Annotated in this window: 15 protein-coding genes; 2 read left to right on the forward strand and 13 right to left on the reverse strand. The window is 31.9% G+C overall.

The genetic code is table 11. The features are described from left to right. Window positions 1-558 precede the first annotated feature (558 nt). The 4 genes from AC5YDH_RS14185 to AC5YDH_RS14200 form a co-directional block, all read right to left on the reverse strand. Window positions 559-1,764, reverse strand: coding sequence for an MFS transporter (locus AC5YDH_RS14185; RefSeq protein ID WP_496120415.1), 1,206 nt, complete (start codon window positions 1,762-1,764; stop codon window positions 559-561). Window positions 1,765-2,651: 887 nt separating this feature from the next. Beyond that, complete coding sequence (locus tag AC5YDH_RS14190) at window positions 2,652-2,969, reverse strand: hypothetical protein (RefSeq protein ID WP_496120417.1); 318 nt, start codon at window positions 2,967-2,969, stop codon at window positions 2,652-2,654. A 51-nt stretch (window positions 2,970-3,020) separates the two neighbouring features. Continuing rightward, window positions 3,021-3,335: a helix-turn-helix domain-containing protein gene (locus AC5YDH_RS14195; protein WP_218699381.1), complete on the reverse strand. Its 315-nt coding sequence runs from the start codon at window positions 3,333-3,335 to the stop codon at window positions 3,021-3,023. Continuing rightward, a complete protein-coding gene (locus AC5YDH_RS14200; RefSeq protein WP_000288001.1) occupies window positions 3,316-3,639 on the reverse strand; it encodes a type II toxin-antitoxin system RelE/ParE family toxin in 324 nt (107 codons plus the stop codon). Before AC5YDH_RS14200 ends, AC5YDH_RS14195 begins: the two co-directional genes overlap by 20 nt. A gap of 143 nt (window positions 3,640-3,782) precedes the next feature. Between AC5YDH_RS14200 and AC5YDH_RS14205 the strand changes: the two genes are divergently transcribed. Beyond that, window positions 3,783-4,088, forward strand: a complete 306-nt coding sequence (locus AC5YDH_RS14205; protein WP_496120420.1) for a hypothetical protein — start codon at window positions 3,783-3,785, stop codon at window positions 4,086-4,088. A 93-nt stretch (window positions 4,089-4,181) separates the two neighbouring features. Here the strand turns inward: AC5YDH_RS14205 and AC5YDH_RS14210 are convergent, their stop codons facing one another. Both AC5YDH_RS14210 and AC5YDH_RS14215 read right to left on the reverse strand, forming a co-directional pair. After that, a complete protein-coding gene (locus AC5YDH_RS14210; RefSeq protein WP_496120422.1) occupies window positions 4,182-4,568 on the reverse strand; it encodes a type II toxin-antitoxin system death-on-curing family toxin in 387 nt (128 codons plus the stop codon). Further along, entirely contained in the window at window positions 4,565-4,741 is a 177-nt protein-coding gene (locus AC5YDH_RS14215) for a hypothetical protein (RefSeq protein WP_496120424.1), read from the reverse strand. The genes AC5YDH_RS14210 and AC5YDH_RS14215 overlap by 4 nt, the downstream gene beginning before the upstream one ends. 69 nt (window positions 4,742-4,810) lie before the next feature. On the opposite strand from AC5YDH_RS14215, the gene AC5YDH_RS14220 reads away from it, so the two are divergent. Continuing rightward, the gene (locus AC5YDH_RS14220; protein ID WP_496120426.1) at window positions 4,811-6,832 is read left to right on the forward strand and encodes an SNIPE associated domain-containing protein; all 2,022 of its coding nucleotides are present in this window, start codon (window positions 4,811-4,813) and stop codon (window positions 6,830-6,832) included. A gap of 128 nt (window positions 6,833-6,960) precedes the next feature. Here the strand turns inward: AC5YDH_RS14220 and AC5YDH_RS14225 are convergent, their stop codons facing one another. The 7 genes from AC5YDH_RS14225 to repM all read right to left on the reverse strand — a co-directional run bounded on the left by AC5YDH_RS14225 (window position 6,961) and on the right by repM (window position 12,895). After that, on the reverse strand, window positions 6,961-7,728 hold the full coding sequence (locus AC5YDH_RS14225; RefSeq protein ID WP_496120428.1) for a DUF2971 domain-containing protein: 768 nt from the start codon (window positions 7,726-7,728) through the stop codon (window positions 6,961-6,963). Between the two features lie 87 nt (window positions 7,729-7,815). Next, complete coding sequence (locus AC5YDH_RS14230; RefSeq protein ID WP_496120430.1) at window positions 7,816-8,118, reverse strand: helix-turn-helix domain-containing protein; 303 nt, start codon at window positions 8,116-8,118, stop codon at window positions 7,816-7,818. Then, window positions 8,111-8,467: a type II toxin-antitoxin system RelE/ParE family toxin gene (locus AC5YDH_RS14235; protein WP_000269907.1), complete on the reverse strand. Its 357-nt coding sequence runs from the start codon at window positions 8,465-8,467 to the stop codon at window positions 8,111-8,113. The genes AC5YDH_RS14230 and AC5YDH_RS14235 overlap by 8 nt, the downstream gene beginning before the upstream one ends. A gap of 593 nt (window positions 8,468-9,060) precedes the next feature. Beyond that, entirely contained in the window at window positions 9,061-10,566 is a 1,506-nt protein-coding gene (locus AC5YDH_RS14240; protein WP_496120432.1) for a phosphoethanolamine transferase, read from the reverse strand. Window positions 10,567-10,887: 321 nt separating this feature from the next. Then, complete coding sequence (locus AC5YDH_RS14245; protein ID WP_496120434.1) at window positions 10,888-11,193, reverse strand: hypothetical protein; 306 nt, start codon at window positions 11,191-11,193, stop codon at window positions 10,888-10,890. Next, on the reverse strand, window positions 11,193-11,834 hold the full coding sequence (locus AC5YDH_RS14250) for an AAA family ATPase (RefSeq protein WP_496120436.1): 642 nt from the start codon (window positions 11,832-11,834) through the stop codon (window positions 11,193-11,195). Before AC5YDH_RS14250 ends, AC5YDH_RS14245 begins: the two co-directional genes overlap by 1 nt. A 122-nt stretch (window positions 11,835-11,956) precedes the next feature. Then, on the reverse strand, window positions 11,957-12,895 hold the full coding sequence (gene repM / locus AC5YDH_RS14255) for a replication initiation protein RepM (protein ID WP_496120438.1): 939 nt from the start codon (window positions 12,893-12,895) through the stop codon (window positions 11,957-11,959). Window positions 12,896-14,811 lie beyond the last annotated feature (1,916 nt).

Raw genomic sequence — 14,811 nt, forward strand, 5'->3', positions numbered from 1 at the left:
CATTGGCTTGAAATCACTTATTTTAATTCCACTTTAAACATATAAGTCATTGTTTTATAAGGTTGTAGATTCGTTACAATTTTCCACTCAGAAGTTTCTGGAGTGTTAAAACCTATCTTTTAGGGGGGGGATTTGTACACCATTGGCTTAAAATCACTTATTTTAATTCCACTTTAAACACATAAGTCATTGTTTTATAATATTATATCTTCGTTACAATTTTCCACTCAAAAGTTTCTGGAGTGTTAAAACCTATCTTTTAGGGGGTCTTTTTCTACACCTTTAGCTTAAAATTACTTACTTTAATTTCACTTTAAATATATAAGTTATTGTTTTTTTTATAACTTTGATTACTTACTCAATTTTCCACTCAAAAGTTTTTGGACTGTTAAGACCTATCTTTTAGAGATGATTTACATCAGTAGCTCTAGTCTTTTTATTGGCTTCGTATAAGAAATTTTATGTTAAGTAGAGGCTAAAAATGCCCTTGATTAAGGGCATTTCGTATAAGCTGTATTATGTTAATTTTAAAAAATTGACTAGCTAATTCAGCACACATCAAACATATTCATTTCTAACTTTTTTAGAATAATGATTAAATAAGATATACACCATCATCAGACCTAGAATAGAAATTGCTGTAGTGACTACAGCAATGTTTAACCATTGTTGAGATTGAGATACAAGCGAGGCACTAAAAGGAGGTATTAGAAATTGTGCAAGAGCAGAGATCTGAAGAACAAGTCCTACACTAGCTGCTGCTGCATTTACGCGGGGTGCAAAATCTAAAGTGATGGCAAATACAGTCGTAGGAATAATACCACCAAGTAAAGAAAATAAAATTGCACTTAAATATTGCAACTCAAAAGCTAACCAATTAGTCATAGCAAAAGTTAAAATACTAGTTACAAGCATACTTATTAAACCGAAATTTAATAAGCGTGAAGGTAAAATACCCCGTTGAAGTAAAGCCCCTGCACCAAAAGTTCCTACTAAATTAGCAACAACTACAATCGAAGTAAGCATTCCTGCCGTTCTAAGGGCTATATTTTCAGATACATACATACTTGGCAAAAAGCCTACAACAGTAATCCATTGACTGGTATAACAAGAAAATATTACAGCTAAACACAGAATTGGAGGGTGAGTAATCGTAACTTTCACAATTTCCCAAAAAGAAGATTGTTGAACCATATCTTTTGTATGGTTTGAATCTATTTTTAAGAAAATTTGAATCATGACAGCAACAAAGATACTGATTAAACCTAAAATTGCCCAGACTTCTTGCCATAATAACCACTCTAATAAAATTGGAATAGTGAATACAGCTAAACTAACTCCTACTCCCATATATGAGCTCCAAAGTCCTAACTTAAAATTAAGTGTTTCTGGTTGACTAATACGTTTCAATATTGCTGGTGCACAGATAGAAATTGTAAGAAATCCAATACCTTCACCAAATCTAAAAAGGTATAGCGATATAACGTTATCAATATAAAATCCAGCTAAGCTACTCACTCCTAAAATCGTTACTCCAAAAACAAGACAGCGTTTTAGTCCAACTTTTTCTGAAAGTGCGCCGATACTAAAGGCAAAAAGCATTCCTGCCCCTTGAACTAATGAAAGAGAAAGAGCTGCTTGTGTAAAACTTAAATTTAGTTCTTTCTGCAAAATTGGAATAATAGGAGATAATTTTCCGACATTAAGAGCTGCTAGATATCCAGCTAAAATAATCCAAATATCTTGTTTTGAAATCTTAGACATCGTTCGTTATCAACCTATAAACTATGGAACTCCATAGTTTATATAGGAAATAATTCAAAATTATAAGACTAATTTTCGGGAGTATTACCTAAGCAAATGACTTTGCAGCAAGGTTATTAATACGATTAGAATTAATCATTAAAGAAGCTAAAGAACTCGTCAAAGACAGTAATATCAAAGAAGATCTTTTTATCCAAAAAATGGAAAATATTTTCTGAGTCTGAAATTAATCAATAACTTACCGCCTGAAAGATATAGGGATTATATAACTTTACTACTAGCTAAGTGATTAGCTTTATTTAGGAAATTAGAAAAAGCCGGAGTGATCTGGCTTTTTAATTTTTATCAATTATTTAACATAAAATCTCTTATCTGAAATTTATAAAAATTGAATTTTCCACTAATTTCACTCCCATTTAACATAATGGCCATTATCCGAAGTACTCTTTTAATATTTTCGTAATATCAATAAGTTAAAGTTGCTTTCAAAATAAAAAATGCAGTGATGAGCCGACTTGGAAACAAGTCGGCTTTTTTATAAACACTTTTGATATTTCCTGCCAATAAATTTGATTGTTTTTTGACCAAATCAGGCGTTTCACCTGTGTTATCAATTCATCCAGTGCTTAAATTATCCCCAATTTCTGCGGACAAATCTTGGGATAATTTAAATGTGTTGTACGCCTAGGCGTACAGTGATTTAGGGATTTTGCCAATATACCCATGGAACACAATTTCTTATCATGAATATATAGAGAGCAGGATGCTCCATAAAATAAAAATAAACCAAAGAACAAGGAAATGTTAAAGGTACGACAGGAGTTATACCTAAAGCATCAAATATGTAAAAAAGCCCAACAGGATGTTGGGCTTTTTTATTGCCTAAATTAATGCAGATCAGTAGTTAATTCACATTGGTTAATAAGCTTAATCAATGCATTTTGCACATACTCTTCAAACTCAATATCTTGTTCTTTCGTTATTTTTTCAATTTTTTTAAGAACGTCATTATCTAATTCAAATTCTATTTTATCTGATGTTTCCATTAGTAAATCATAGTTATTTTCGACCATCTTTTTAAAAGTTTCTTTTAGATCATTTGTTGATGGGACGTTGAAAGATAAGCGTAGTGAACTATTGATAATTTCAACATGGGTATAGCCGATATATTCGGTACTTTTTCCTACAAATTCTAAGTGTTTCATAAAAAACCTTAAATAATATAGTCAATAGCTCTCTAGTAAGAGCTATATAAATTAAGCCAGACTTTCTTTTACAAATTTTGGATCAACAATAAATAACCGAATAAGCGATGTGGCTGCGCCTGATGGTCTTCTCACACCTTGTTCCCATGATTCAAGGGTACGTCTTGATACGCCAAGAATCTTGGCAAACTGATCTTGTGTTAGTTGCGCCTTTCTACGAGCTAGTGCCACATCTGTCTCAGTGATGACTGTTCGCTTCGCTGCATTATTGGCAAGCATGTCGTCGATGCCTTGTAAGATTTCAGCTTCAATATCTCTAGTTGCTTCAAAAGCCTGAAGTTCTTTTTCAGTCATTAAACGAGTCATTTAATTTCTCCACCAATGCTTGAAGAGTTTTCTTACTAAGTTGTACCGTTTGCTTTTTACTGTACAAGGTTAATAGCCAAATCTCTCCATTTGTTAAACGATTAAAGTAGATGACTCTAACACCACCACTTTTGCCTCTACCGCCACTCGTCCATCTAATCTTACGAATACCGCCTGAATTGGGTTCTACATCCCCAGCTTCAGGATTTAGTGCTAAGAATGTTTTAAATTCTTCATATTCTTCCTGAGTCCAATAAACAAGACAGTATTTAGTAAATAATGGAGTTTCACATATTGTATACATTTCTTGCATTCATACTACCTTGTAGTAGTTAATTTTATACTACTTTGTGGTATTTTTAAATATTAATTTTTGATTCATAGGACTAAAGACGATGTACTATTTTGCAGAGGATCCCTTCTAGGTAATGTTACCTAGGAGGAACAATGAAAAAACTGAAACATCAGTATAGAAAATCAATACAGAGTACCCGCCATGACTACTTTTGGGAAATTTATCCGAATGTCAGAAGTTCTGTATTTAAGAAATTTAGCACTCATCAAGAGCGTAGTTTTTATTTTCTACATCGCATTGAATATAAAGACTATCCGCTTAAACTTCGTGTCGCACGTGGTACGGGCTTACCTCATGATTGGGATGACTTACCAACTTATGTCTATGACGTTGCGAAAAGTTGGAAGCATAATTCCAAAAGAGCACATCAGTACTACAAAGAACATGAAAAAAAATAAAAAATGGGAGCTAAAGGCTCCCATTTTTCGATTCGCATAAGAGATTTTATGTTAAATAAAAAAGCTATCTCAATAGATAGCTTTGTTTCTTTTTCATATTTCAGATATTTCATACAGAAAATCTGAAACCCTTAAAGCTAATATTTCATGTTCATCTTGTGATTCAACAATATCAACCATAAGGTCATCAAGCCCTGACTCATCTTTAATTGAAACACCTTGAATCTCTAAAAAAGTTAGCATTGTTGCTAAACCAGTACGTTTATTACCATCAACGAATGCATGCCCCTTTGCTATAGCGATACCATACCAAGCAGCTATTTCAAATAAATCTTTAACATTGTTGTAATACATCTGCTGATCGATTCTACTTAGCACACCTTTAAGTTTATCTTTGTGGCAGCCTTCTCGCCCAACTCCAGTTTCTTTAAGAATCTCGTCATGAACAGCTATTACAAAAGTTGATGAGATTAGGCTCATTTATATGCCAATGCTTGAATTTCTTCTTTGTGTTGACGAATTACACGCTTAGCACTGTGCATAACAATACGTTTAGTTGCATCATCATTACTGAATTGCATAGATAAAACTTGGCCTGCCATAGCTGAACGTGTTCTTCTACTTTCAACTTGATAATCTTTAAGACGTTTCATCTCTATTTCAACCTATTTATTAAGTATTCAATAATATAGCATAGTGATTGAATAGCAGTGTTTTTAGGAATGAGTAGCGTGTTATCTAACTATTATATATATTTTTTTTCCTTTCTTTTTTTGCTAATTATTATTTATCAATCAAGAAAAATATTTAAGGTCAATCAAAAATACAAGCAATTAAGTGAGATGACCCGGCAAGTAGAAAATGAAAAAGAATTTTTTTTGCTTGAAACAAGAAAACTAGAACGTGAGCTTTCATCAAAAAATGAAGAAATTGAGAGTACGTACACTGCTTTAGAATCCTCTGAAAGTTTATTCAGCCTATCAGAAAAAGATCTGAGACAATTACAGCATTCTAGGGATTTGTTAATGGAACAAATCAATACTCTGAATTCTGAGTTATCTAAATTTAAGAGAAATAATCAGCTATTAGAACCAAATAATAAAGAATTTGAAAGAATATTGAATCTACCTAAAAGTGATTTGGGGCCGGTGCAGGATTCTAGAAATCTATTGATAGAGCAAATTAATTTTTTAAATTTGGAGCTATCTGAACTTAAAAGAACAAATCAGCTATTAGAATCGGAAGTTTTAATAAAGAATGAAGAAATTGAGAGTACGTATACTGCTTTAGAATCCTCTGAAAGTTTATTCAGCCTATCAGAAAAAGATCTGAGACAATTACAGCATTCTAGGGATTTGTTAATGGAACAAATCAATACTCTGAATTCTGAGTTATCTGCATTTAAACAAAAACCGACGTCATCCCAAGAGGAGTTAGATCTTTCCGTTCAAATTATTTCTGACATCTCATTATTGCAAAATCAATGTAAAAATCTGTATGAAAAATGGGAAAAACTGGAAAATAAATACAAAAAAGGTCGTGAACGTTATACATCCTTACTTAAGGAGCTAGCGATTCTTGAAGAAAGATTAGATATATATTCATTTGGTTTATATGAACCTCATTTTAATTATGATACGCCAGAAAAATTTAAAGAGGATTTAGACAGCTGCTACGCTGAAAGAAAGCAGATGGTAAAGAGTGACTTAGCTGTAACAGCTCACACAAAGTGGACTGTAAATGGAAGTGTTGTTGAGGGAAGAAAACAAACCCGTCACTATACAAAAATAATGCTAAGAGCTTTTAATGGTGAATGTGATGCTGCTTTGCTTAAAGTACGTTGGAATAACGTACAGTCTATGGAGGAAAGAATTCGGAAGTCATTTGATGCAATTAATAGTCTTGGAAAAACACATTATATTGAATTAAATGAAGAATATTTAGAAGTACGTTTGAAAGAATTATGGCTTACGCATGAATATCAAGAAAAACTTTATGAAGAAAAAGAAGAACAACGAAGAATTCGTGAGCAAATACGTGAAGAAGAAAGATCTTTAAAGGAAATGGAGGCTGCTCGTAAAGAGGCTGAAAAGGAAGAAGCTAGATATACAAAAGCATTAGAAAAGGCTCGATCAGAACTTGTTGAAAAATATGGATTAGAAAAAGATGAGTTAAATGCAAAAATTCAGAAACTTGATGAAAAGCTAAGAGAAATTATCGAATTAAAAAATAGAGCTATTTCTATGGCTCAAATTACCAAGGCAGGGTACGTTTATATCATTTCTAATATTGGTTCTTTTGGAGAAAACATATTCAAAATTGGGATGACAAGACGATTAGAACCTTCAGATCGAGTTAGAGAGTTAAGTGGGGCATCTGTTCCGTTTCCTTTTGATATTCATGCAATGGTCTATTCTGAAAATGCTCCAGAGCTTGAGAATAACTTACATAAAAAATTTAGATATCAAAGGGTTAATCTAGTTAATGGTAGAAAAGAATTCTTTAATGTCTCTTTAGAAGAAGTAGCAAGTGCTACTCAAGAGTTGAATCATGATATTCAATTTACAAAATTGGCAGAAGCACGAGATTTCAGAAAGACACAAGCTTTACAGCAACAAGTCTTCTCTAATAAGAAAAATGATGATCCTCTTGCTATAGAAAATGAAAGATTCCCAGACAAACTGTTTGATGAATTAGATTTTGAAAATCAAATAGATGATGATGAATTGTTAGCAAGTGCATGATAGCAAGTGGCTTTTTTATCAATAATATATGAGCTCAAAAAATAGTATTAAATCTGAATATATCATTTTATGTTTATGACACTGCCACATTTTACAATGTGGCAGGCTGTTGTATCTTTATAGATAATTTATTCCAGATCATCTTGTAATTTAAGTTGAAAACTATTTTTAGAGCGAATTACTTCTTTATAATTTATTTTTTTATTAATAAAAATTTGCTTTATAAGCTTTTTATCTGAGCTAGAACAAAGTTCACCAAAGACAATTTCTTGTATGCTCTCTGGACTGTGTTTATATAATCCACTTGTACTAAGCCATTGGGGAGTAGGATCCTCATCAAGAAAGGTTGCTTGTGGTTGTATGACTATTCTAAACTCCTCTTCATGACTATAAGCATTAGATTTTGTGGCAATCATCTTTTGGCGTTCTGTATCAGTTTGTTCATTATTTAGTAATAATTTCATTTCCTCAATCTGACCTAACTCGTTGTCATCATACTTCATATCAAAAACATAACGCCATCTTGGCGTTATTTCATTATTGTGAGGATAAACAGGTTTTAATGTTTTCAGAAGTTCTTCCGTATTATAACCAATAGTAATTCCCCTCAATCCATTTCCATAATATGACCACATTGGCAAATTTAAATTGTTTTTACACAAACAAAGGATACCTGATCTATCTATATTCATTTTTAGTAAATTACCGTATGGAGTTCCAGAAAAAATTCGAGAAGGTTCAAATGGGTCATTGAAGGATTCAAGTTGTGCAAACCAAATTTCATTATTTTGTAAAGAGCGTAATAAATTAATGTTTATTTCTCTATATTTATAACCAATATCTGGTAATACTAAGTTGGATGGAACTAAGCAAACATAATCAATATTTTTAGTCATTAGATCTATACTTTAAAGTTTTTCTAAAATTAACATAATACATATTATGCGAAATAAAAAAGGCAACTTAAGTTGCCTTTTTTATTGTTAAACATTGAATCCTATATGTTTTCCTGTTGGAAGTTCTACATCAATACGGAGTTTCCCCCCCATTGCTTCAACATACTTTTTCATGGTCGAAATCTTAAGATCATTCCCACGATTTTCTATTGCTGAAAGCGATGGCTGTTTTATTCCCAAATTTTCAGCCAGTTCTTTTTGAGATATTTCGAGTTCTTCACGGATAAGGTAAAGCTGATTTTCTAGTAGCAATTCATCAGCCATTTTTTGAATACGAGCTTGGCTCTCTGGAGAGCGTTTAGCTAATAATTCTTGCAAAGTTTTAGCCATTAGATTGTTCTCCTAATGTTGAGAGATGAAGTTCATATTGTTGGTCTGCAATCGCCAGCATCTCTGTATAGAATCGCTTTTTACCGCCTTTATCACCAATACAAAGCACAATGGCCTGACGCAATGGATCAAATGCAAAAAAAGCCCGGAGTGGTTTACCACGATGTTGAACACGAAGCTCTTTCATGTTGGTAAATTTAGAGTCATAGACGGTATCCACTAAAGGGCGGCCTAAACTCGGGCCCTGTTGTTGCAGAACAACCAAAGCAGCTAAGACCTTCTCTTGTGTCGATTCATCCTGCTGTTCAAGCCATTCATTAAATAGATCTGTCGTAATGACTGTCCACATACCACAACCAAAATATAGATTATAGTCTATATTTTAAGTGAATTAGGCTTGCTTTGCAAATGAGAAATGATAGGCAATAAAAAAGCCCAACATCCTGTTGGGCTTTTTTACGTATTTGGTGCTTAGGTCTGACTCCTGTCGTACCTGACATTCCTTGTTCTATCTGTTGTTATTCTTATCTTGAGCATCCTGCTCTCTATGTCCCCATGATAGGAAATTATTGTGAAGTGGTATAGGCGCAAAGGGCTTTAATCCATGTGCGCCTAGGCGTACAAAATTGGCTGATTTTTATCCCAAGATTTATCCGCAGAAATTGGGGATTATTTCTGTATAAAAAAGGCATATAAAACATATGGGATTATGCTTTGTATTATCACTTTGATTGTTTACTAATCGATTTTCTTGGCAAGAAGTATCAAAACTGCTCACAAAAAAGCCGACTTGTTTCCAAGTCGGCTTTTTTGTGATTTTTGGATTTTTCTGATTTGAATAAGTGCTTGATATTCCAATTAATATACAAGTGTGCTTCGTATAATCACCATTATGTTAAATAGACACCTACCTTTGACGTTTTTAAAGGTAAGTGTATAACTCTAAAATTGAATAGGTACATCATTTTGAGCATTATTAAGCATTATTTGATGATCATTCTGATTATTATCATCTTTGCAATCGAATAAGGAATATTTAGGTAATTGTTGATTGGAAATACCAAGCCAATTAGCTATGCCATTGGTGAAATTGAGTCCTGACTTAAATGATTTGCATTCTTTACGATTAATTGAATCTGAATTCACCATAAAGAGTGGTGTTTGATAAGATTGTTTTTTATTGCCAACTCTTAATACTACTTTTTCATTATCATTTTTTGATGATAATCCATGATCAGAAAAATATAACATTGAAAAACTTATATTATCTTTCTTTTTAATATCAAGTAATGATGTATATATATCTTGTAATATTTCATCAGTTTTTTTAATAGATGAAATGTAGCAATTGATTTCATCATATTTAGGTTCAACATCATTTAATATTATAGGGTAGTCTTCGATTCGATCACATGCGTTTGGATGTGATCCATATAAGTGAATGACTATTAATTTTTTGTTTTTATTAGTAATAAGTTTTTTAAATTCAGGAATAAGTAGATAATCACTAGTATTTAAAGAATCATAAGGCCCTTTTTTAAGAAAAAATGTATGTGCACTTTTTTTAGCAATAGCGGTAATAGGAGTATCATATTTTCCAATAAACCCTTGATTTGATAACCAATAAGTTTCTATACCCACTTGATTTGCTAAATCTATAAAATTTTTATCATATTGTGGTTGGTTATCAATTGTTGATTGTGTAAGCATTAGTCGTAAACTAGATACTGTATTATTACCAGCAGCAGTTAATCCATCTACTAATATCCCATTAGAATTGGAAAGAAAAGGAGTATTTTTAATTGGATATCCATAAGCATTAAGATAATCTCTTCTAGAACTTTCACCAATAATAAGAACATAAGTGTTGTAATTTGAATTATTTAATTTTGAATTTCCCCAAGTACTTTTATTATTTAAATTATTTAAAATATTTATTTCATGCTTAACTGATTCTATTGCTGCATTACTATCTTTAAAAATTTGGAATGGGGAGTGTTGTAACATAGCTAAAATTATACAGATTATTAAGAATGTCTTATTTCTATAAAAGTTAATATTTAATTTTTTAATTATCTTATAATAAATCAGAACAGATGGAACTATAATGAATCCTAAAAAATAATCCAAAATAGGAATATTGTTAAGAAATTCAAAAGATTCATTTATATCTGTTGCCACGATTGAAGCTATTGATTGATATGAAATAGCACCAAAGGATAAGCCAACAGGAGTATAAATCGCATAAATTGAGATTAGTGGAATAATAAAATAATAAAAAGCTTTTCTAGATGAGCTGCATATTATAATCAAAATAAATAAAAAAATTGCATTGGCTTCAGGATATTCTATCCCTACCCCTCTCATCATTAACGTACAAGCAAAAAAAAGAATTAAGAGAGCAAAAAAAACATAAATTTTTTTTTGGTATTGTATATTTGAGAACATGGAAAATATATATGACCGATATGTAATGGATATATACTTTATTAATTGATTTATATCAACAAATTATATGCATAAATAAATTTTATCTTATATGGTTAATTTTAAAGATTTTCTAAAATTAACATAATACACCTTATACGAAATGCAATATTTTATTCTTTATAAATCAATGTTATAACTAATAATGAAAAGCCCCTGCCTACCGTCAGGGGCTTTTTAATGGATTTTTCACGTTCCACGCCTAATTTTTAATCATTGTTTCACGGAATTGTATAGTTTAGATTAATGGTTTGGTTGAATAAGTTGCGTAAGTTAAGTAACTTATTTAAGTTGGTTAATTTCTTCAATAACTATACGTTGTAACTCTTCGGGAGAAAGCTTTTGTAATTGATGAAGTGCTGCCTTTAAAATGATTGAACGATTCGCTTTAGCTACTTTGCACTCGACTAATAGGTCATCTATTTCATTACTAACATCTTCTGTTAGTGAGAATGTATATCGACGATAAACTTGCTTGGATGTTTCTAAATTTTTAACACGTTTGGAAGAGCCATTAATAAACTCTTCAATTCGTTGATCTGTAGATTTCGTTTCTTGAGCTGCTTTTGTTAAGCCTTTTAGAGCCATTAAAGTTCTCCTAAAAATTCTACTGCAAGTTGCTCAATTTCAATGATGGCTTTTTTATCTGTATCGACTTCAAATACAGAAAGTCCATTCTCATCTGCATCATCGTATACATTACGATTAGTTGTGAACTGTTGTAATGGTTGTAGATTGAAAGATTCACAAGCCTCTTTTGCATCTAAAATACGTTGAACTTGGCTTGGTAGAGTTGGGCATTGCGTAATTACAGCTCTGCTAATCAGTGATGGATTAACAGCTTTAGCTAATTTAATAAGTTGTTCAACATGTACTAGTGTTTTTAAATCTCGACGTTTAGGTCGAAATGGCAAAAGCATATGAGTTGCAATAGTCATTGCTGAACGAAGAGCTTCTGAATCTTGTCCACCAGCGTCAATAATAATATCTTGGTATCTTTTTGATAAATCATCTAAGACTTGACGTATATTTCCTGCAGCTTGCACAGATGGGATGTTTTGAAGATCTGAATTTTCATCTCGTTCTTTAACCCAATCGGTAGTAGTCCCTTGAGGGTCTGCATCTAAAAGTAATATATCTCGATTTTTTTGTTGTAAATAAACAGCTAAATTTTGTGCAAGACAACTTTTCCCAGAACCTCCCTTTTCACCACCCACTAAAATAATCATTTTTATTTCACTTACGTAAGTTATTTAATTTAATAATATAAAATCTATTTGTAATAATCAAAAGATAATATTTAAAGTTTAGTAAGCGGCTAAAATAAAAAAAGTTACATAAGTTAGGTAACTTACGTAACCAGATCATTAGCTTCTAAATATCCAACTTTCATTAAATAGGGGAGAAGTTCTTTAACTTTTTGCTTATCTCTTAACATATCAGCAATTCTAAGTGCGAATTGTTGATATGTTTCATTTCCTTGAGAGTATTTCCCCATTTCTGGTAATTCAGAAAGTTTGTTAGAAAATAATCTAATTTGAGAGTCAGTCATTTTCTTTAATTCAGTATAATTCTGTTGCTTACTTTTTATATCTAAATTTTTTTGTTTTAATTTGAATGTAAAGCCTGAAATCGATCTACCAGATTTATGTTGTTCATACTTCACATTGATATCTGTTAAATCATTAATTTGTTGAATGGCAGGTTCTAATACTCGGCTTTTAAAATTTACCATCTTTTTATATTCATTAACTTCTAAACCTAATTGGTGTCGGAAGTTTTCTAAGGAAATAATAGGTGTTTTTCCAACACCTTTCCAAGCGATTAGAATTTCATATAAACGAATAGCATATTTACTTGTTAATTGTGCCACCTGTTTTAGTTGATAACTTGTAAAGTGCTTTTCTAGTCGAGTGATTAATGGAACTACATCTGGAGCAAATGTTATTTCTAATATAGCTAGTTCATCAAGATATGCAATTCTACTCACCCAACGTGATTTGACTACAATTTCTTTGCCAGTATTTTCATGAGTTTCTTTAAAAGAAAATTTTCTTTCAAATAAACTATTAACAGCATTTTTTAAGGCATCATAGGCTGCTTCTTTTGTTACATCAAAGCGACTTGCATAGTCAGATGCATGAATTTGAAGTTTACTATCCGAAGAAATACCTTGGCTTGTTTCTCTTGCTCTAATAATAGAAAGTAAAATAAGACGCTGTTCTGTGACTTCTAGGTTATAACTTGCATTTATTAGTACATTATCTTTAACAACTAACTCATTTTTCATAATGATTATAGAGGATATTAATAGCAATTAAACTACACTATCATTTAATGTAGTTTAATGCAAAGAAATTGTAGTCTTATAGCAAAGAAATTGTAGTCTTATAGCAAAGAAATTGTAGTCTTATAGCAAAGAAATTGTAGTCTTATAGCCTTCATATCTCTTAATCTATAAGGCTTATAGCTAAAATAAAAGCATTAAAAGTATTAAAAATAATTAAAAGCCTTTTCTTCGAAAAATTGCCCTATGTTTTCGCTACGCTCAAACTCTATTGAATCTCACTTACGTTCGATTCGTTGGGGCAATTTTTGGTTTATATCGTTATGAATTTTAGAAAAAGTAAAAGCAAGATCAAAAGCAACGATGAATTCGCTACGCTCATAAGTTTTTTTATGCTCGCTACGCTCGAACGAGAAGCATATTTCTTCATTTGATTGACTAATTTCTTAAGTTTTTATGTTGAAAAGATGTTTTTCAAAGAATCTAAGCGCGAATTTTTGATATATCGCTCGTAGACACTCGCTAAAATCTCTCGTGAAACGTCCTATTTTGCGTTTTTAGCCCTGTTTACTTTTTTTAATGATGAATGGTAGTTTTAGATAAAATGAAGCTTATAGCGCAAATAAGGCTGTATTTTGATAAAAATAAAGCCCTGCCAGTAATACCAGCAGGGCTTAATCTTGGAGTTTTTCGTTACTGCCTAACGCCAGTTCACATTTCAAGTCGAACTGGGACGACCATACGGTTTTCAACACGTATCAATTTCTTTGTAAAAACAAAGGAAGTGAATTTGAGTCTCTCAACAATTTTTAAATTGTGTCCATAAGACTCAATACAGACTTCTGGTTATGTTTTAGTTCCACAACTACGACTTTCTAATACTTTAAAACCGCTAATTTGAAGCAAGTTAAATCCATTGTCGCTAAAGTTTTTCCGCTCAATCTTATTCAGATTATTCAACCTGACCATAAATAAATTATTCATGAGGGTAACCTCCAAATAAGATCTTCTTCGCTAAAATCTACTTAGCTCGTTTTTAACTTGTGACACTTCATCTATCTTCGCTAAGAATTAAGGCTAGTAGCGATATACTGAGTTGTGCCAAACAACATGTATATAACTCGATTTGATTTCAAAGGGGGATTTCCCTTTTCAAATAAGATTGACCATAGATAAACTATTGATTTACCTTATTCTTCCATTAATTTTTGCTTAGTCCACCTCCGACCAGGAGACCAATCTTGGTCGGGGTGAACGCATGGTGACCAAACCATGTATGGCGTTGTTACGTTTTTTTAGATAACACATATACCGATTCAAACTTTCGGAAACTTCTCTAGATCTCAATCGGACCCAGATCATAGACTCCCTTTATCAACATCAGCAGCCACGCTTTTGTTGAGTTCGCCTATGGTTTTAACAGCAAAATATTACTGTCGCTGCTGGCATTGCTGAATAAGTTGATGTTTAAATTCAGCCGTGAAGGTTCGACGAGGCTTTTTTAGCGTTGGTGTGCTGTCTATAACTGTCTTTAAATCCATAAATAGGTGTCCACTTAAAATTTAGTGGACACTATCGCGGTATTAATGAGTTAGAAAAAGTGGGATTCAGCGGACGCTTACTTAAAACCTATCTTTTTTGGGGGGGATTTGTACACCATTGGCTTGAAATCACTTATTTTAATTCCACTTTAAACATATAAGTCATTGTTTTATAAGGTTGTAGATTCGTTACAATTTTCCACTCAGAAGTTTCTGGAGTGTTAAAACCTATCTTTTAGGGGGTCTTTTTCTACACCATTGGCTTGAAATCACTTATTTTAATTCCACTTTAAACATATAAGTCATTGTTTTATAAGGTTGTAGATTCGTTACAATTTTCCACTCAGAAGTTTCTGGAGTGTTAAAACCTATCTTTTA

It is taken from the genome of Acinetobacter sp. FY683 (genome assembly GCF_059515885.1).